General features: G+C 54.7%; 15 protein-coding genes. 5 read left to right on the forward strand and 10 right to left on the reverse strand.

From position 1 onward, the window contains the following. Positions 1-6: 6 nt before the first annotated feature. The 4 genes from ABIE48_RS24745 to arfA all read right to left on the reverse strand — a co-directional run bounded on the left by ABIE48_RS24745 (position 7) and on the right by arfA (position 5,071). A complete protein-coding gene (locus ABIE48_RS24745; protein ID WP_116233999.1) occupies positions 7-852 on the reverse strand; it encodes a carbohydrate ABC transporter permease in 846 nt (281 codons plus the stop codon). Positions 853-903: 51 nt separating this feature from the next. After that, positions 904-1,779, reverse strand: coding sequence for a carbohydrate ABC transporter permease (locus tag ABIE48_RS24750; protein WP_116233998.1), 876 nt, complete (start codon positions 1,777-1,779; stop codon positions 904-906). 88 nt (positions 1,780-1,867) lie between these two features. After that, the gene (locus ABIE48_RS24755; protein ID WP_145029575.1) at positions 1,868-3,082 is read right to left on the reverse strand and encodes an extracellular solute-binding protein; all 1,215 of its coding nucleotides are present in this window, start codon (positions 3,080-3,082) and stop codon (positions 1,868-1,870) included. Positions 3,083-3,475: 393 nt separating this feature from the next. After that, positions 3,476-5,071, reverse strand: a complete 1,596-nt coding sequence (gene arfA / locus ABIE48_RS24760; RefSeq protein ID WP_105444973.1) for an arabinosylfuranosidase ArfA — start codon at positions 5,069-5,071, stop codon at positions 3,476-3,478. A 302-nt stretch (positions 5,072-5,373) separates the two neighbouring features. On the opposite strand from arfA, the gene ABIE48_RS24765 reads away from it, so the two are divergent. Both ABIE48_RS24765 and greA read left to right on the forward strand, forming a co-directional pair. Beyond that, positions 5,374-6,291, forward strand: a complete 918-nt coding sequence (locus tag ABIE48_RS24765; protein WP_076173556.1) for an ArsR/SmtB family transcription factor — start codon at positions 5,374-5,376, stop codon at positions 6,289-6,291. A gap of 103 nt (positions 6,292-6,394) precedes the next feature. Further along, entirely contained in the window at positions 6,395-6,868 is a 474-nt protein-coding gene (gene greA / locus ABIE48_RS24770) for a transcription elongation factor GreA (RefSeq protein ID WP_076173555.1), read from the forward strand. A 263-nt stretch (positions 6,869-7,131) separates the two neighbouring features. On the opposite strand, the gene ABIE48_RS24775 is transcribed toward greA, so the two are convergent. The 4 genes from ABIE48_RS24775 to araA form a co-directional block, all read right to left on the reverse strand. Next, positions 7,132-8,823 (reverse strand): ribulokinase, encoded by a 1,692-nt coding sequence (locus ABIE48_RS24775; RefSeq protein ID WP_145029580.1) that lies wholly within the window; start codon positions 8,821-8,823, stop codon positions 7,132-7,134. 41 nt (positions 8,824-8,864) lie between these two features. After that, the gene (gene araD / locus ABIE48_RS24780) at positions 8,865-9,560 is read right to left on the reverse strand and encodes an L-ribulose-5-phosphate 4-epimerase (protein WP_145029582.1); all 696 of its coding nucleotides are present in this window, start codon (positions 9,558-9,560) and stop codon (positions 8,865-8,867) included. Positions 9,561-9,642: 82 nt separating this feature from the next. Further along, on the reverse strand, positions 9,643-10,743 hold the full coding sequence (locus tag ABIE48_RS24785; RefSeq protein ID WP_192717420.1) for a GntR family transcriptional regulator: 1,101 nt from the start codon (positions 10,741-10,743) through the stop codon (positions 9,643-9,645). A gap of 125 nt (positions 10,744-10,868) precedes the next feature. Beyond that, positions 10,869-12,359, reverse strand: coding sequence for an L-arabinose isomerase (gene araA, locus ABIE48_RS24790; RefSeq protein WP_145029586.1), 1,491 nt, complete (start codon positions 12,357-12,359; stop codon positions 10,869-10,871). Between the two features lie 313 nt (positions 12,360-12,672). On the opposite strand from araA, the gene ABIE48_RS24795 reads away from it, so the two are divergent. Both ABIE48_RS24795 and ABIE48_RS24800 read left to right on the forward strand, forming a co-directional pair. Then, a complete protein-coding gene (locus ABIE48_RS24795) occupies positions 12,673-13,572 on the forward strand; it encodes a 3-hydroxyacyl-CoA dehydrogenase (protein ID WP_076173551.1) in 900 nt (299 codons plus the stop codon). Positions 13,573-13,693: 121 nt separating this feature from the next. Next, complete coding sequence (locus ABIE48_RS24800; RefSeq protein WP_145029588.1) at positions 13,694-14,278, forward strand: TetR/AcrR family transcriptional regulator; 585 nt, start codon at positions 13,694-13,696, stop codon at positions 14,276-14,278. Between the two features lie 33 nt (positions 14,279-14,311). Here the strand turns inward: ABIE48_RS24800 and ABIE48_RS24805 are convergent, their stop codons facing one another. Then, positions 14,312-15,175, reverse strand: coding sequence for a VOC family protein (locus tag ABIE48_RS24805; protein WP_145029590.1), 864 nt, complete (start codon positions 15,173-15,175; stop codon positions 14,312-14,314). Positions 15,176-15,357: 182 nt separating this feature from the next. Here ABIE48_RS24805 and ABIE48_RS24810 point away from each other — a divergent pair, with 182 nt between their 5' ends. Beyond that, the gene (locus tag ABIE48_RS24810) at positions 15,358-15,696 is read left to right on the forward strand and encodes a TFIIB-type zinc ribbon-containing protein (protein ID WP_076173548.1); all 339 of its coding nucleotides are present in this window, start codon (positions 15,358-15,360) and stop codon (positions 15,694-15,696) included. Positions 15,697-15,759: 63 nt separating this feature from the next. On the opposite strand, the gene ABIE48_RS24815 is transcribed toward ABIE48_RS24810, so the two are convergent. Beyond that, positions 15,760-18,783, reverse strand: coding sequence for a glycoside hydrolase family 2 TIM barrel-domain containing protein (locus tag ABIE48_RS24815; protein ID WP_192717421.1), 3,024 nt, complete (start codon positions 18,781-18,783; stop codon positions 15,760-15,762). Position 18,784: the final 1 nt, after the last annotated feature.

Genomic DNA, 18,784 nt, shown 5'->3' on the forward strand with positions numbered 1-18,784 from the left:
TTCCTATTATCCTTTAATGCCTGAGTTCAAATTGATCGACTGAATAAAATATTTCTGGGCGAACGCGAACAGAAGCAGCGTCGGAATGATCGCCAGCATCGCCGAGCCCATCAGCTGCCCGATCATGCGGTAGTTGCCGTAAATATCCTGAAGCAGCAGCAAGCCCGCTGTAATCGGCATTTTATCCACGTCCGTATATACGATAACCGGCCACAGGAAGTCGTTCCACGATCCGACGAAGGAAAACAGGCCGCACACGATCAGCACCGGCTTTATGAGCGGCAGGATGATCGAAAAATAAATCCGGAAATCCCCTGCGCCGTCAACACGCGCCGATTCGTCCAGCTCGCCCGGAATGCCTTTCATAAACTGCCGGACCAGAAAAATGTTGCCCATACCTGCGAGACCGGGGATGATCATGGCCCAAGAAGTGTTCACCCAGCCGAAGGCGTCGATGATTTTATAGGAAGGGATGATGTTGACGACGCCCGGAAAAAACGAAATGCCCAGCAGCGTGAAAAACAGCGTGTCTCTCCCTTTGAAGTTCATACGGGAATACCCGTAACCCGTAATCGAAATAATGACGATGACGAGCAGAGTGTGCGATACCGCGATAAAGACGGAATTGAACAGCCAGCGCAAAATCGGCGCCGTGGACGTATTCTCCAGAATGGCGACGTAATTCTCAAATATCCATTCCTTCGGAAACAGCCGAAAGCCCGAGGACACGACCTCGGTCTGCGAACGGAAGGAAGTCGTAATTCCGAACACGACCGGAATCACCCAAATGACGCAAAGCACGATCAAGAACAGGTAAGCGATATATTTGGAGATACTTACTTTTTTGGACATTTTGATTAACCCTACCTCTCGTATCCTAAATCCAGCCTCTGCCTAAGCGGCCTACCTCGTATTTCGATTCATGACATAATACTGCAGCGCCGAAATGACCAGAATGACCAAACCGAGCAGTACGGCCATCGCCGACGCCATGCCGGCAATCGATTCCCCTTGGCCGAAGGCCAGCTGGCGGATGTACATCATCAGGACGTGCGTGCTCTGTCTCGGTCCCCCATCGGTCATCATTAACGGCTGGCCGAACACGTTGAACGCGCCTGCCGTCGTCATGACGAACGTATAGATCAGCGGGAAATTGATGGATGGCAGGGTAATGCTGAAAAATCTGCGCACGGATCCGGCTCCGTCGATCTCCGCCGCCTCGTACAGTTCCTTGGAGACGCCGGCAATGGACGCGCGGTAAATGATCATGTTGCCGCCGACGCCGCCCCATACCGTGATGACGAAAATAATAATCCACGCATAAGGCTGCGTCGCCGCCCAGGCCACCTGCGAATGGAATACGTTGCCGGTAATGCCCAGCTGTTTATTGAATATAAGCAGCCAGATCAGAGCAGCCGCGGAAATGGAGATCAAGCCGGGAATATAGATGATCGACTGAATGACGCCTTTCAGCTTGACCTGCTTGTGCTCGAGCGCGACGGCGACCAGCAATGGAATAACGATGAGCAGCGGTACGCTGATCACGACGAACAGCAGTGTATTTTTCAGGCCGTTGAAAAATTGGGTGTGAAAGGTCGAGCTGCTGTCGAACAAAATCGTTTTATAGTTGGCCAGGCCGATCCATACCGGATCGTTCATCAAGTTCCATTGCGTAAACGAAGCATAGATCCCGTAAATCGTTGGGATCAGAATGAAGATAAGAAACAGAATCAGATGAGGGCCGACAAAGAAAAACGGTGCAAATGATTTCTTATTCATAGCCTTGTAATTTCTCCTTTTGGAGAAATAATGCGCCAGACGCTTTCGGTCCGGCACACTATTTCCTTCTATCTGCTTAGCAAAAGGCCTACTTGGTCGCCTGTTTACTGCTGCTCTCTGCGATCTTATCCTCGACGAACTTCTGCATCGTCTGCAGCGTTTCATCCAAGTCCACATTGCCCCGGACGATATCGGCACAGTACGTATCCACGGCTTCGGCTACGTACGGATAGTATTCGTAAGTGTAGATGTACAGCGATTTGGTCTCCTGCTCATTCGAGGTGAAGAAGGACTGCATGAACTGCTTGTACTCCGGACTTTCGTTCACCTGCTTACTTGCGACGATTTGTCCGGCTTTCGCCCATTCCAGGGAGTGCTCGCGCACGAATTCCAGGAAGGCGCCGATGCCCGCTTCTTTCTCGTCCGAACGCTTGTCGTTCTTGAACATCGTGAATAAGTGGGAGGAAGCGCGGTTCGTAAACTTGTCCGCCGTCGGCGAGTACACGTTGGTTACGCCGAAATTCAGGCCGTCAACCTTGGCGTGGGCCGTCGAGCTCCAAGTTCCGTCCGTCGAGAACAGCACTTTGCCGGACTGGAACATCAAGTAGCCGTCTTCGCCGAACGGTGTCATGAGGCCGGCGTCGGCGATCTTTTTCACATGTTCAAAAGCCTGCTTCATCACCGGCGTATTGACGGCCGGCTTGCCGTTGTCCTGGATGTCTCCGCCCAGGTCCTGAACCTGTGCCAGAATGACCCAGCCCAGGAGCGCATCGTTGACGACATATTCGTCCGAAGCCAGTTTCCCTTTCAGGGACAGCATTTCGTCGATGGTGACGACATTGTCGTCGAGAATGGATTCCGCGTTATACTTCTTCAGCAAATCCTTGTTGTAGTACATGACGTTGCTGTGAATGTCGAGCGGAACCGTATATTGGGTGCCGTCGATGTTGCCTGTGGACCAGGCTTGCGGCAGGTAATTCGCTTCCTTGATTTCCGGCTGCCCCTTGATCGCGCTTTCGATCGGTTCCAGCACGCCCTGCTTCGCGAAGCCGGGAACGCGGTCGGCGTGGATAATGGCCAGGTCCGGAACGCCTTTGCCCGAGTTCAGCACGGTCGAAAGCTTGGTGTACATATCGGAAGTGATGACGTGCTTCACTTTGATGTCGGGATTCGTCGCGTTGTATTCTTTGACGATCTCATCCATGTAAGCTCCGTCGTCGCCCGTCAGCGGCGTCCAGAACGTAATCGTCTTCTCGCTGCTGCTTCCACACGCCGACAACAGCATGCTTGCCGCAAATATCATCAACAATGAAATAACAAAGCTCTTCTTCAAAACTTCCGCCCCCTAAATGGAATCTGTATCTTGTATTTTTTTATTGTTCAGCGTACTTCTTTTGATTTGAAAAACTTGAAAGCTTGCAATTTCACACGAACCCTTTTCACTTGTACGTACATGTTGATGTGCATCAAGGCCATATTGGATAGATGCCGCCATCGCTCCTGCGGGTCGTTTCGTCCCACAAAAAACATCTGCCGTTCCTCTTGGCACGATCTTTCCTTTGCCAAACGTCAAAGAGGAATCGGCAGATGCAGTCATGCGAGTCTATGATGTTATGGGTTACGTCCATGCCAATGGGTTATGGAGGCCGGTATGCCGGAACTCGCCTGCCAGCCGGGCAGCAAGGACCTGCCCTAATTAAGCCTTTTTCAGCCGGATCACGTTCCAGGATGCCTTGGACAGGCGGGTGCTCACAAACCCGTCCTTCAATGCCGCACTGCCTCGCGAATGCGGTTTAACGTTCTCTTCGGCCGCGGTATTGACCGCTTTCAAATCATCATTCTCCAGAACGATATGCTCAGCAATCTGGTAGCCTTCAAAGCCTCTGACGTCGCATTCCACATCGAGCGCCTCCTCCAAATGGCGATTCAGCGCAAAAATGGTCAGCTCTTCTTCCTCTTCGTTATATACGACCGCCGTCTCCAAATAAGGCACATCGGTATAATCCTGGGCGTCGTATTTCGGCGAATCCACGATCGGTTGCAGGGATACCCCGCGGCCGTAACGTGAAGCGTGCAGGTATGGATAGAAAATCGTCTGCTTCCAGGAGCGCCCTCCGGTCTCGGTCATGATCGGCGCGATCACGTTGACCAGCTGCGCAAGGCAGGCCATCTTCACCCGGTCGGCATGCTTCAGGAAGGTGATGAGCATCCCGCCGACCAACAGCGCGTCTTCAAAGTTGTAGACATCCTCCAGCTGCGGCGGACCGACGGTCCAGGGATCGATCTTCGTATCCGCATCGTTTGAATGGTACCAGACGTTCCACTCGTCGAAGCTCAGGTACATCGTCTTCTTGCTCCGCTTCTTCGCCTTCACGTAGTCGCAGGTGGAAATGACGGTGCGGATAAAATGGTCCATGTCCATCGTCCGCGCCAGGAAGTTCGCCGAATCGCCGTCCCGGTTACCGTAGTACTGGTGCAGGGATACGAAGTCGGCTACGTCATATGTATGATCCAGTGTAATGGCTTCCCATTCCGGGAAGGTCGGCATTCCCGTACTGGAGCTGCCGCATGATACCAGCTCGATATCGGGATCCACCAGCTTCATGGCCTTGCCGGTCTCATAAGCCAGGCGTCCGTACTCCTGCGGCGTCTTCTGGCCGATCTGCCAGGGTCCATCCATTTCGTTGCCGAGGCACCAGGTCTTGACCTTATGGGGCTGATCATAACCGTGGCTGCGCCGCAGATCGCTCCAGTAGCTTCCGCTTGGATGGTTGCAGTACTCGAGCAGGTTCCTAGCCGCATCCACGCCGCGCGTTCCCAGGTTGACCGCCATCATGACCTCGGAGCCGATCTCCTTGGCCCATGCCATGAACTCGTTCGTCCCGACTTCATTCGGCTCGATTGTCCGCCAAGCCAGCTCCAGCCTTCTTGGACGCGACTCGCGCGGACCGACGCCATCTTCCCAATTGTAGCCGGACACAAAGTTACCCCCGGGATAACGGATAATGGGCACGCCCAGCTCCTGGACCAGCTGCTTTACGTCTTCCCGGAAACCGAGGCTGTCCGTCTCGGGATGGGACGGGTCATATATGCCGCCGTATACGGCGCGGCCTAAATGCTCAATAAACGAGCCGTAGATGCGCTTATCCACTTCGGCGATCCGAAACGCCTTGTCCACGACCACCCTGGCCTTATTTGCTGCTGATGCCACTGATATCACCTTCCATTTTAGAAAATAATAAAATAATTTGAGATAAATTGAATGAATCCGTTTACAAGTATAAAATAACATAGATGAAGTATGCTGTAAATAAATAAATGTAAATCTATTTATATTTTTTTAAACCAAAATGAAATTTCTGTGTCCGGCGCTATGTATAAACTCTAAAAAACCTTATAAAATCAAGGAAAACGCTAGTTTGCTTTACTTTAAGAATATCTAAAGATCCCTCTGGGATTTGTAGAATATGCTATGACTATTTCGTATATATCTACAAAAAAGGAATGCATGCTTTCATTAACGATTTAGTTAGTTTATAATTATTTAAAATAAAAGAACACCACCTCTACAATCGGAAGAAGGTATTCAATTCCATGATCTATATTAAAAATCTGATGAGCGGGATCGACATTTTCAAGGCCCTCAGCTCGGAAATCCGGATCCAAATTCTCGAACTGCTCGCGAAAAACCAGGCGCTGAACCTGAACGACCTGGCCACCCGGCTGAACCTCAGCAACGGTGCGATTACTATGCACATCAAAAAGCTGGAAGAAAGCGGTCTGATTGAGATCAATACCAGCGTCGGCAAACACGGCATTCAGAAGATCTGTTACTTGAATAAGGACAAACTGATGGTTGACCTGCGCAGCAGGGATGTCGAAAACCTGTACGAAGTTGAAATTCAAGTCGGCCATTACAGCAACTATCAGGCGGTTCCTACCTGCGGTTTGGCCACCAAGGACAGCATCGTCGGCGACTTTGACGACCCGCGCTATTTTGCGGATCCGCAGCGGATCGACGCCGAGATCATTTGGCTGGCGGAAGGGTTTCTGGAATACCGGATTCCGAATTATTTGAAGCCGAACCAGACATTCCGCGAAATCCAGTTTTCCATGGAGCTCAGCTCGGAAGCACCGGGATATAACGATAACTACCCGTCGGACATTTATTTTCACTTAAACGGGATCGAGATCGGTTCCTGGACCAGTCCGGGGGACTTCGGGGATGCCCGCGGCACGTTTAACCCCGATTGGTGGCCGCCGCATCTGAACCAATACGGCATGCTGAAGCTGATCCGCATCAACAACGATGGCAGTTTCATCGACGGCTGCCGGATTTCCGACGTGACGCTGGACCAAATTCAGCTGGATTACAAGAGCGAGCTTACCTTCCGTCTCTCGGTCACCGAGCAGTCAGTCAACAAGCGCGGCCTGACCATCTATGGCAAAAATTTCGGCAACTACAGCCAGGATCTGCTCGCCCGCGTCCTGTATGATGTTAAGGAAGACTAATACTCGACTGATCTTGCCGTCTCTTCAATTTACGCGCTAACGCCGAATGTTTCGCATGAAATATGGATATCGTGTAAAATGTAATGAAGAGGAGTTGTGAACTATGTCCAATGACGAAATTATTTTGACCCCCGAAGGCCTTGCCCAACTGGAGGCTGAGCTTGAGGAATTGAAGACCGTCAAGCGCAAAGAGCTGGCCGCACGCATCAAGCTGGCGATCAGCTACGGCGACTTGAAGGAGAACAGCGAATATCACTCCGCCAAAGATGACCAAGCTTTTATGGAGACCCGCATTTTGCAGTTGGAGAAAATGCTGACCAAAGCCCGCATTGCCGATAAGGCAGACTCATCTGCTGTCAGTGTCGGCTCGTTCGTGAAGCTGCACGATATCGAGTTCAAGGAAGATCTCGAGTACCGCGTGGTTGGTCCAGCGGAAGCCGACGTCTACCAGAACAAAATCTCGTATGAAAGCCCGCTGGGCAAAGAGCTGATCGGTAAAACGGTCGGGGACGTCGTGACCGTCGATGCACCGATGGGGCTGATCAAATACGAGGTGCTGGAAATCCGTTCTTCCTAAAAGACGGCTGCAGTTACCTAATAGGCCATACGTCTAAACAAGGACCGTTCCTGAATACAGGACGGTCCTTTGTTTAGAGATCATAAAGTATAAGTTTCGGAGCCTCCGCTTCTGGATCTCGCAAGAAAGACTTCCGCTAAATGCGGTTTGTCTTCTGCGAAGATACGTCGGTAGACGTTTTTCTTATGAGATCAGAAAGAAAGTATAAGTTTATGTTTCGGAGCCTATTTCCGGATTTCGCAAGCAAAACTTCCGCTAAATTATTACCGGACGGGCTTCAGCTCCGCTTCCGTGGACAGCTTGATCTTCTTCAGCCGCTTCATCACATCATTCTCGCCGCGGCCAAAGTAATCGTGCAGCAGATTATATTCCTGATACAGCTTCTCGTATACTTCAACGTTCTCCGGAATCGGCTTGAACGTCTCCTCCTTAACGCGCGCCATTTGCTGCGCTGCAGTCACGACATCGTCGTAGCCGCCGGCTTCCTTGCCTGCAGCGACCGCGGCGAAAATCGCCGCCCCGAGCGCCGGCGTCTGCTTGGAATCCGCCACGAAAATTTCGCGTTTCGTCACGTCGGCGTAAATCTGCATCAGCAAGCGATTTTTCTGCGGCAGGCCGCCGCAAGCGTAGAGCGCATCCACATCGACACCGCTCTCCTGAAACGCGTCGACGATTTTCCGGGTGCCGAACGCGGTCGCTTCAAGCAGGGCACGGTATACTTCCTGCGGCTTTGTCAGCAGCGTCATGCCAAGGATCATCCCCGTCAGGTCGGTATCGACCAGAACGGAGCGGTTGCCGTTCCACCAGTCGAGCGCGAGCAGGCCCGATTGGCCCGGTTTGTAGGCAGAAGCTTCCCTTTCCAGCCATTGGTGAACACTCAGCCCTTCCTTCGCCGCGGCTTCTTTCACATAGGCAGGCAAGGATTCTTCCACGTACCATTCAAAAATATCCCCGACCGCCGACTGACCGGCTTCGTATCCGAAGAGCCCCGGAATGATGCCGTCCTCCACGACGCCGCACATGCCTTCGACTTCTTTTTCCTCCGTGCCGAGCACCATATGGCAGATCGACGTGCCCATCGCCATGACGAGCTTGCCCGGCGTCACGACGCCGACCGCCGGCACGGCCGCATGAGCGTCCACGTTGCCGGCCGCCACCGCAATGCCCGGCTTAAGGCCCATCATCTCCGCCATGGACGGCTGCAGTCCTCCCGCATTGCTTCCAAGCGGAATGACCTCGCCGCGCAGCTTCGTATCGGTCAGATGCTCCAGGCGCGGATCGAGCGCTTTGAAGTATTCCTTGGATGGATAGCCGTCACGCTTATGCCAAATAGCCTTATAGCCCGCCGTACAGCTGTTGCGGACGATATTGCCTGTCATCTGCGAGATGACCCAGTCCGTCGCTTCCAGAAACATGTTCGTCTTCTCATAGATGTCCGGCGCCTCGTCCAGGATTTGCCAAATTTTGGCGATCATCCACTCGGACGAAATTTTGCCGCCGTACCGGGCCAGGAACGCTTCGCCGCGCTCCTCGGCGATCCGGTTGATTTTGTCGGCTTCCGGCTGCGCCGCATGATGCTTCCACAGCTTCACCCAGCTGTGCGGCTGGTCCGCCAGCTCGGCCTGGAAGCACAGAGGCTCGCCGGCTTCGTCGACCGGCAGCATCGTACAGGCCGTAAAATCGATGCCGATGCCGATGATGTCCTCGGGATTGACGCCCGATTCACGAACGACGGCCGGTACGGAAGTTCTCAGCACCTCCAGGTAATCGTCCGGATGCTGCAGCGCCCAATCATATTCCAGCTTGATGCCCGATCCAGGGAGACGCTCGTCAATGACATGGTGCGGATACGGCGTTACATGGTCGGCGATTTCATGGCCGTTCGACAAATCCACCAGTACAGCACGTCCGGACTGGGTCCCATAATCCACTCCGATGGTATACTTTTTCCCCATTTTGGATTCCTCCGCATTTCAAATTTATAAGTGCTGCTATATCACTTCTGCCCGTAATAGGCGTTAACTCCATGCTTCCGCAAAAAGTGGCGGTCCAGCAGGCTCTGGTCCATCGGCGGCGTCTCCGGGTTCAGCTGAAGCATCCGGGCCGTAATCTTGGCCACTTCCTCGAGCACCACCGCATTGTGCACCGCATTATGCGCATCCTTGCCCCAGACGAACGGGGCATGCGCATGCACGAGAATCCCCGGCACCTCCAGCGGGTCCAATCCCAGCTCGTGGAAACGTTCCACGATGACGTTGCCGGTCTCCAGCTCGTAAGCGCCTTCAATCTCCACCTTCGTCATCGGTCTGGTGACCGGAATCTCACCGTAGAAATAGTCGGCATGCGTCGTCCCGCAAGCAGGCAGCGCCCGCCCGGCCTGGGCCCAGCTTGTGCCCCACGGGGAGTGGGTATGCACCACGCCGCCGATTTCCGGGAAGGAACGGTACAGCACCATATGCGTTGGCGTATCGGACGACGGGCGCAAACTCCCTTCAACCACCCGGCCTTCCAGGTCAACGACAACCATGTCCTCCGCCTTCAATTCTTCGTAAGGCACTCCGCTCGGCTTAATGACGAACAACCCGCTCTCGCGGTCGATGCCGCTGACATTTCCCCAGGTAAACGTGACGAGCCCGTGTTTGGGCAGGTCCAAATTCGCTTCCAGCACCTGCTGTTTCAGTGCTTCCAGCATTGCAGACACTTCCTCTCCCAATATAGTTGTACGTACAAGTTGTATGATGAAAGTCCGCATAACCGGACTTTCATCTGCCTTTTTACACGTTAACGTTCAGGTTTACAACCGAGTCCCGCTCCACCAGCTCGGGTTCGTACAGGGTATCTCCGGGAGCCAATCCCTCTTCGATCATCGCGATCAGCTGGCTGGCCGCATCCCGGCCCATGGCCGTCTTGGGATGGGTCAGCGTCGTCAGCTTCGTTCCGGAAGCCGAGGCGAGCATCGAGTCGTCGAAGCCGACGAACGACACGTCCTCCGGCACTCGGAGTCCGAGCTGCAGCGCGGCCTCCATCAGGCTGACCGCCAGCTCATCGTTGTAACAGACGAATGCCGTCGGTCGTTCCTCCGCCGCTCCGCTCAGCAGCTGCAGCGCCTGCCGGAACGGCAGGTCGTTCTTCTGCTCGGTCGTATACGTGACGACCCGCTTGGGAGCTACGGCGACGCCGCGCGCTTTGTGGGCGGCCAGAAAGCCCTTCAACCGGTTGACGCCCTGCAGGTCGTCCCGCTTGAAGAATCCGGCGATCCGGGTATGCCCGTTCGCCAGAAGATGGTCGGCTGCCTTGTAGCCGCCCAGCTCATCGTCGATCCGAAGCAGCGGGCATTCGAGCTCCCGGTACTTCTCGTTGATCATCAGGTAAGGAATGCCCTTCTCCTGCAGCTCCAAATAATAGCCAAGGTTCGGGTTGCCCTCCGCGCTCTTCGTCGGTTCGATGATCAGTCCGCTGAGCGGCTGGCTGGTCATCAGCTTCAGGCTCTCCATTTCCTTGTCCTTGTTATTGTCGGTGCTGGACAGCAGCAGCCGGTAGCCTCTGCTCCGCAGCTCGGCTTCCGCACCCCGTACGATATGCGGGAAGATGTAATCCGATATATACGTCGTCATAATGCCGATCGTCTTGACCAGCTCGCTCTCGCGGCGCCCCGGAAACCGGGCGAAGGTGCCTTTGCCCTGGATCCGTTCAAGCCAGCCTTCCTTCTCCAGCTCGCTGTACGTCTGGCGCACCGTCTGGCGGCTCAGGCCGAACTGTTCGGCAATTTCATTTTCAGAAGGAACCTGCTGCCCGGGCTTCAGCTTGCCCGATTCAAACCAGGACAGCAGCTCGTTCTTCAGTAGAATATATTTGGGAATCCGTCTGTTATTCATCATTCACCTCAGCGGCATGCTCTGTATTTCGGCCTTGCGGGCTGGATCTGCCGATTCATCCCGGAAGGCTTCGTTCTCTTTGAGTATTGTAACACAAGGCCGGGTGAACACAGACATCGGTCCGGTTATCTCAAGCGGTAAGCCGCCTCGCTCCAGCGGAGCTCGTTCTTCAGGCGCTGCACGGACGTATCTTTATCGATGACCACGGCTTCGATGCCGGCCATTTCGGCGAAGTCCGTCAGGTTCTCGGCCGTCATGGCATAAGACAGCACCGTGTGATGCGCGCCGCCGGCCAGGATCCAGGCTTCAGCCGATTCGCGGAGCGACGGCTGCGGCTTCCACAGCACGCGTGCAACCGGAAGCTTCGGCATCGGCTTGTCGACCTTCACGCCGTCCACGACGTTCACCAGAAGGCGGAAGCGGTGTCCGAGGTCGACGAGGGAAGCGTTAACCGCCGGGCCGTCCTGGCCGTCGAACACGATGCGTGCCGGATCCTCTTTGCCGCCGATGCCGAGCGGATGCACTTCAATCGTCGGCTTCGTGGCCGCGATCGTCGGACATACCTCGAGCATGTGCGCTCCGAGAATCATATGGTTGCCCGGCTCGAAATGGTACGTGTAATCCTCCATGAACGAGGTGCTCTTGTTATTTGCAAGAACCTTAAGTACGCGGGTCAGTGCAGCCGTCTTCCAGTCGCCTTCGCCGCCGAAGCCGTATCCGGATTCCATCAGCCGCTGCACGGCAAGACCCGGAAGCTGCCGGAGTCCGTGAAGGTCTTCGAACGTCGTCGTGAAGGCCCCGAATCCGCCTTCCTCCAGGAAGCGGCGCATAGCGATTTCGATCCGCGCTTGATAAGCGATGGCGTCGCGCACCGGACCGGCGGACAAGCCCGCCTGTGTAATGCTGTACTGTTCTGCATACTCTTTCAGGAGCGTCTCTACTTCGCTGTCCTGCACTTCGTTCAGCACCTGGACCAAATCACCGACGCCGTAGCCGTTGACCGACCAGCCGAATTGAATTTGCGCTTCAACCTTATCGCCTTCCGTAACGGCTACTTCGCGCATATTGTCGCCAAAGCGCGCTACCTTCAGGCTGCGGCTCTCCGCGAAGGCTGCCGCCGTACGCATCCACCCGCCGATACTGCGGCGCACGTCTCCGTCTTCCCAATGGCCGACGACCACCTTGCGGGCGATGCCCAGTCTGGCTCCGATATGACCGTACTCGCGGTCGCCGTGTGCAGCCTGGTTGAGGTTCATAAAATCCATGTCGATCGTTTCCCAAGGGATGTCGCGGTTAAACTGTGTATGCAGGTGAAGCAGCGGCTTCTGGAGCTGCGTCAGGCCGCGGATCCACATTTTCGCCGGAGAGAACGTATGCATCCACGTAATAATGCCGGCACAGGATTCGTCGCTGTTCGCCTCAACGATCAGCTGGTAAATCTCGTCGGACGTCTTCACGATCGGTTTAAAAATGACCGGATACGGAATCGCAGCGGTATCCTGTCCGAGCTGCTCCGCGATGATCCGGGAATGATCGGCTACCTGTTCCAGCGTTTCGGGTCCGTATAAGTGCTGGCTGCCGGTTACAAACCAAAATGAATGCGGTTTCAATTTCATGATTATAGCCTCCCATGTTTCGGTTTCGTCCACTTGCTGTGCGTAAACTGATATTTTTACTTGTACATACTTATATATAGTAATACACGATTTATCAGAACATGTACGTACAAGTTGTATGGGTACATTGTATCCCCGCCATGTGAAAAAGGCAAGAACAATTTTGACTGATTTGTGCTGTTGACTTGGTAGGAAAAAAGGAGCATAATCGGTTTGAAAATAAGTTAGTGAGTACTTACTTTTTAATATCATTTGCTGCTGGGATATCTCTTGTCGGCCGCATAACCACATCTAAGAAAAGGAGCAATGCATCATGAATTTCAAACATATTACGGTTGCCGGCAGCGGCGTGCTGGGCAGCCAAATTGCTTTTCAGACCGCCTTCAAGGGCTTTGAAGTCACCGTATACGACATTAACGATGAGGCACTGGACCGGGCCAAAAGCCGGATCCACGATCTGATGCCCCATTATCGGCACGATCTTGGCGCCTCGGAGGAAGAGCTCGCCGCGGCTTTTAGCCGGCTCTCCTTCAACAGCGACCTGGCCCAAGCGGTTGCACAGGCCGATCTGGTGATCGAAGCGATTCCCGAAGTAGTGCAGATCAAAACCGATTTTTACCAGGAGCTGGGCAAGGTCGCCCCGGAACGGACCGTATTTGCCACGAATTCTTCCACCCTGCTGCCTAGCCAGTTCGCCGAAGCAACCGGGCGGCCGGAGAAGTTTTTGGCGCTCCATTTTGCCAATGAAATCTGGAAAAACAACACCGGCGAAATCATGAAGCATCCCGGCACGGACACAACCGTGTTCAACGACGTCATCGAATTTGCCAAGGCCATCGGCATGGTGGCCCTGCCGCTGCATAAGGAGCAGCCCGGCTACATCCTGAATTCCCTGCTGGTCCCGCTGCTGGAAGCCGCTCAGCTGCTGCTGGTCAAAGAAGTGGCCGACCCGGAAACGATCGACAAAACATGGATGGTGGCAACCGGCGCTCCGATGGGGCCGTTCGCCATTCTGGACGTGGTGGGCATCAACACCGCCTACAATATCGGCCTGGCCAAAGCCAAGGCGACCGGCGACCCGGAATTCGAAAAGATCGCGAATCTCCTGAAATCCGAATACCTCGATAAAGGCAAGATTGGCCGCGCCGCCGGCGAGGGCTTCTACAAATATCCGAATCCGAGCTTTGCGGAGCCTGGATTTTTAAAAAGTTAACCTGATATAATCATCTAAAAAGGCATACAAAAAGACCAGCTTGCATGCTGGTCTTCTTTGTCACTTCTATTATAATTTTAAATACACGGACACCCTTTTCACGAAACTGAAGGAGATCGATATGAACAAAGGCGAACAGACCAAGCAGCGGATCATCCAGCAGGCAAGAACGCTTTTCTCTACATCCGGCTATGACGCCACGAAGACGAGTGAAATCGCCAAAGCCTGCGGCATTTCCGAAGCGGCCATGTATAAATATTTCAACAGTAAAATGGAACTGCTCAAAGCGTGCGTTGTTACAGCCGAGCCCGATGAAGAAACTACGGCGCACACAGATTTGAGCCAGAGCACAAACGAAGAGCTGATCGACCGTTACGTGAATAAACGGATCACGATGATCGAGCGCAACCATGAGCAGTACAGCATTCTTTTTGCCGAATCCTCGCGTTACCCGGAGCTTTCCCAATACTTTGACCAATCCCTGTACCGGCAAAGTGCCGAAATCAAGGAGATCAAGCGGCGGATCGAGGAAGGGAGCATGAACGGGATCCAAGAAATTTTCACCCTGGAGCTGGGTCTGACGGTCGGCATTTGCTCCATTCTCCAGCATGACCAAATGAATCAGGGCGCACTGCTGCAGAACCTTTCCGAGTTCCGGAGCGAAATGACCCGGTTTATGAAATACGGTTTGATCGGCAGGCCATGACTTTTTATTAAAAAGCGGTTATTTAAAATGTGCTCAGCCGCGACCGGCCGAAGTCAGCCGCACCCCTATATTCCAGGGATCCCTGACGAGAAAGGCGCCTTCTTCCTGCTCTTCCGCAGCCATTCCCGCTTGACGGACCCGCTGGACGAGCTCCTCCACCTCACGCATCCCCGGCAGTACGATCGTCATATAATCGATGCCGGTGCCATTGGCCGGTACCGGCGGCGCCCCGGCGCCGGCCCAAATATTCAGGCCGACATGATGATGGTAACCTCCGGCCGAGATGAACAGTGCGTGCATCCGCGCATAATCGCCAACCACGTCAAACCCCAGTATATCGCAGTAGAAACGCTTCGCTTCGGGCAGGCTTCCGACATGGAAGTGAACATGCCCGATCACCGTTCCCGCAGGCAGCCCCTGCCATTCCAGCCCGGCCGACTGCTCCAGCAGGCCGCGAATGTCCACCGCTTCGGTGACCATAACGTAATTCCCGTTCGGCTCCTTGCGCCACGTATCTCTTGGACGGTCTGCATAGACCTCGATCCCGTTCTGATCAGGATCGCTCAAATAGATCGCTTCGCTGACCGCGTGGTCCCCTTGGCCAAACGGCGTGTCGGTCTGGATGAAATGGCGGACGACCGTTCCGAGATGTTCCCGGCTCGGCAGCAGGATCGCAAAATGGTACAGTCCCGCATGCGAACGCTCCGGCACGATGACGGCGTCTTCCAGCTCCTCGAGGATCAGAATCGGGCTTGCGGATTCCTTGGGTCCCAGCTCCGCCGTACTCCCCTCTCTTTTCAACACTTCCAGTCCGATAATTTCTGTATAAAAGGCGATGGAACGGTCCATCCGGCTGATCTTGATTTTAACCGGTCCAAGCTTCATTTCAGGATGCATGTCGGCACTCCCCTAACTTTTTATTTAATTACTTTTTGTAAGTAAGTATATTTTTATAATGAGTTCTTGTCAAGCAGAAGCTTTGCAGCGAGGATCGGAAGACCGGTTGAACATTTTAGAAGAAACCATCCAGCTCTTTATCCGTATACATTAGAAATATGGCATGACAAGGAGGAATCGAGATGAAGTGTCCGATATGTGAAGACTCCCGCATGAAGGAAGTGGAGAAAGACGGGATTCTGATCGACATTTGCCCGACATGCAAAGGCGTGTGGCTGGATCGCGGAGAGCTGGACAAGCTGATGTCCGACGTGCGTGAAGTCCGCGGAGACTATAACGAATGGTATTACGGGGATGCTGACCGAAACCAACGGCCAAGGGACAGCTACCCTTCCGGCCAGCCCTATCCACCTCAGCAGCAGTCCTATGACAAATATGACAAGCATGGCCATTCCTCTTACCCGCATCATAAGAAAAAGAAAAAAAGCGTGCTTGACGTGTTCGGGGACTTGTTCGATTAACGCCCGTCCATGCAAAAACCCCTGGCTCCATGCGGAGCCGGGGGTTTCGTTATGTTCTGCCTCTTATTCGTCTTCTTTGAAAACGGGACGAAGCCGGATGGAAAACTCGAATTCCCGCTCATCGAGCCGGTACTTCTCCAGCAGCTCTGGACCGCAGGAATTGGAACCGACACCGCTCATTTTGTAGTCAAGATGAACGATCGTCTCCTTCCGCTTGACCAGCTGGTGCAGGTGGGCGGCTTCCTCCAGGTCTTCCGGTGAGTAATGGGAGGCGTTAAACGAAAACGGCGCATTTCCGTGGAAAGCAAGCCCCATGCCCCGTTCGCTTGTCACCGTCGCCCACTCCGTCCCGTAGCGGGAGCCGTTCTCCTGCGGCATAATGTACGGCTCGAACATGTCGTCGACGCGAAGAAGGTATTTGCCGACCCGTACGCTTTGGCGCTTGTCGACATAGCTCGCATGCGGACCCAGACCGAAATACTCAACCTCCTCGGTGCCGGCCGGCATGACGGCCTTCAGCCCGAAGCGGGGCAGAAACGGCAGCCCCTCCCGAAGCTTGACACTCGTGGCCAGCGCGATCTCTCCGGAACCGTCCACCCGCCATACGGCCTGTCCATGAAGGACAGGATGCTTCATGTAGCCGCCGAGCGAAAAATCCACGGTCATCTCGATCGCATCGTCTTGCGGCTCGCTGACCCGGACTTGGTATACTTTCGTGCCTGACCGGTGATATCCCGCATCTTTCCATTGACGCTGGACGTTGCGGTCATTATCCGTCGGTGCCCGCCAGATGCTAAAGGATAGCGGCGCTGCGAGCATATCCACCCCCTGCTTCGAGATGCGGACGAAGGTTCCCAGGTTCCGGTCGAACACGTGGCGGAAATCCATCCCCGTCACGATCAGCTGCGCCCCGTCCTCCGCGACGTGCACGGGACGTGCGCGAAGAGCCGTCAGCCACCCTTGCTCCGGCTGGACTGCAGAATCCTCCGCCGCCATCTCAAACTGGGCGAACGCGATTTCCTCCCCACGATCGGCCCATTCCGTGGATTCACAGAGCGAGGCGGTGAGCGTCAGGAAGCAGCGGCCGTCGGGAAAAGCCTTTTGGAACGGAATGATGACCGTCACGCTCTCCTGCGGGCCCGCCTGGATCGTCCCGAGGCTTCCCTGCTCCACGATTTCTCCGCAGCGCTCCAGCGTCCAGTCGAAGGTCAGATGCGAAAGGTCCGAAAAATCATAAATATTCGTAATGATCAGCGTGCCGCGAGACAAATCCTCGGCTTCCATACGCACTGGCGCAATGACCTGCTTGAGCTCCAGCAGTCCGGCATGCGGAACCCGATCCGGCGACACGAGGCCGTCGATACAGAAGTTGCCGTCGTTCGGATGGTCTCCGAAGTCCCCGCCGTATCCGAAATATTCGCGCCCGTCCGACGCCTGGGTGCGGATACCATGATCGTTCCATTCCCACACGCACCCGCCCATCAAATTCGGGTACGCGTAGAACAAATCCCAATACTCCTTCAGATCGCCGGGCCCGTTGCCCATGGCATGGCTGTATTCGCACAGGAACAGCGGCTTCGCGTGATCCGGATTTTGTCCGTAGCTCTCGACGTATTCCAGCGTCGGATACATCTCGCTTTCGATGTCGAGCGCCTCGGTATCGGCGTCGCCATGGTAACGCCGGGAGGCGCCTTCATAATGGACCAGCCTGCTGTCGTCGCGCTTACGGGTCCATTTGGCCATGGCGATATGATTGCGGCCGTATCCCGATTCGTTGCCCATGGACCAGATGATGACGCAAGGATGGTTTTTGTCGCGCTCCACCAGCCGGATGGCCCGGTCAACAAACGCCTTTTCCCAATCAGGATCGCGGGTCAGCTGATGGAAATCGCCGGATACGGCCAGCCCGTGGCACTCCAGATCGGCCTCGTCGACCACGTAGAAGCCCATCCGGTCGCACAGCTCCAAAAACCGCGGATCGTTCGGATAGTGAGAAGTCCGGACCGTATTGACGTTATGCCGCTTCATCAGCTTCAAGTCCCGGATCATGTGGTTCAGCGGCACCGTCTGTCCCAAATCAGGGTGGGAGTCGTGACGGTTCACGCCCTTCAGCTTGACAGCTTGGCCGTTGATCCTGAATACGCTGTCAACGATGTCAATCCGGCGGAATCCAACCGGAAAACGGAGCACTTCCCTTCCGTCCTGCACAAACAGCTCATACAGATATGGCTGTTCCGCGTTCCACAGCACCGGATTTTCGATGTCCAGCGGGATGACACTCCGCCCGTCTGCCCGCACCGCCCCTTTGGCGACGGTCGTCCCTTCCGCGTCCTGCAGCAGCACCAGCGCATCCAGGGGGCCTGTCGTCTCCAGCTCACACAGCAGCTTCGCTGAGGAGTGATCCGGCGAAATGTCCTGTTTGATAAATACGTCGCGGACATGGGCCTCATCCCGGGCTAGAAGGTATACATCCCGGAAAATCCCGGAGAAACGCCATAGGTCCTGGTCTTCCAAATAAGTGCCGTCGCACCATTTCAGGACCATGACGGCGATGCGGTTCGTACCCGGCCGGATCAGTCCGGAAACGTTAAACTCGGCCGGAATCCGGCTGCCTTGGCTGTATCCGGCGAACTGCCCGTTGATCCACAGGTAGAAGCAGGAATTGACCCCTTCGAACATGGTATAGACCTGCTTGCCCGTCCAGTCTTCGCGCACCGTAAACTCTCTGACGTAGAGCCCCGCCGGATTCGCATCCGGGACATATGGCGGATCTACCGGGATCGGATAATTGACATTCGTATAATGGAGCTGGTCGTAGCCTTCGGTCTGCCAGCATGACGGGACGACAAGTTCATCCCATGATGAGGCATCGAAAGCGTCTTCATAAAACGGATCCGTCACGTCCTGGACACTTTCGTGGTACCTGAATTTCCAGGCCCCATTCAAGGTTTGGAACAAAGGGGATCTCGAGCGCTTGCCGGAACGCGCTGAAGCGGCGTCGCCATAAGGAATGTAATAGGATCTCGGCTCCTCGCGGTGAATATGAAGGACGCTTGTGTCTTCCCAAACCCGGTCAAGCTTTATCATT

Origin of the sequence: Paenibacillus sp. OAE614 (assembly GCF_040546645.1) — a bacterium.
Taxonomy (GTDB): domain Bacteria; phylum Bacillota; class Bacilli; order Paenibacillales; family Paenibacillaceae; genus Paenibacillus_AQ; species Paenibacillus_AQ favisporus.

Coding starts and splice junctions, on each gene's coding strand:
- ABIE48_RS24745 (WP_116233999.1), bottom strand. CDS start 852: ATGTCCAAAAAAGTAAGTATCTCCAAATATATCGCTTACCTGTTCTTG.
- ABIE48_RS24795 (WP_076173551.1), top strand. CDS start 12,673: ATGAATTTCAAACATATTACGGTTGCCGGCAGCGGCGTGCTGGGCAGC.
- ABIE48_RS24805 (WP_145029590.1), bottom strand. CDS start 15,175: ATGCATCCTGAAATGAAGCTTGGACCGGTTAAAATCAAGATCAGCCGG.
- ABIE48_RS24785 (WP_192717420.1), bottom strand. CDS start 10,743: ATGAATAACAGACGGATTCCCAAATATATTCTACTGAAGAACGAGCTG.
- araD (WP_145029582.1), bottom strand. CDS start 9,560: ATGCTGGAAGCACTGAAACAGCAGGTGCTGGAAGCGAATTTGGACCTG.
- ABIE48_RS24750 (WP_116233998.1), bottom strand. CDS start 1,779: ATGAATAAGAAATCATTTGCACCGTTTTTCTTTGTCGGCCCTCATCTG.
- ABIE48_RS24815 (WP_192717421.1), bottom strand. CDS start 18,783: ATGATAAAGCTTGACCGGGTTTGGGAAGACACAAGCGTCCTTCATATT.
- greA (WP_076173555.1), top strand. CDS start 6,395: ATGTCCAATGACGAAATTATTTTGACCCCCGAAGGCCTTGCCCAACTG.
- ABIE48_RS24765 (WP_076173556.1), top strand. CDS start 5,374: ATGATCTATATTAAAAATCTGATGAGCGGGATCGACATTTTCAAGGCC.
- ABIE48_RS24810 (WP_076173548.1), top strand. CDS start 15,358: ATGAAGTGTCCGATATGTGAAGACTCCCGCATGAAGGAAGTGGAGAAA.
- ABIE48_RS24775 (WP_145029580.1), bottom strand. CDS start 8,823: ATGGGGAAAAAGTATACCATCGGAGTGGATTATGGGACCCAGTCCGGA.
- ABIE48_RS24755 (WP_145029575.1), bottom strand. CDS start 3,082: ATGATATTTGCGGCAAGCATGCTGTTGTCGGCGTGTGGAAGCAGCAGC.
- ABIE48_RS24800 (WP_145029588.1), top strand. CDS start 13,694: ATGAACAAAGGCGAACAGACCAAGCAGCGGATCATCCAGCAGGCAAGA.
- arfA (WP_105444973.1), bottom strand. CDS start 5,071: ATGTTATTTTATACTTGTAAACGGATTCATTCAATTTATCTCAAATTA.
- araA (WP_145029586.1), bottom strand. CDS start 12,359: ATGAAATTGAAACCGCATTCATTTTGGTTTGTAACCGGCAGCCAGCAC.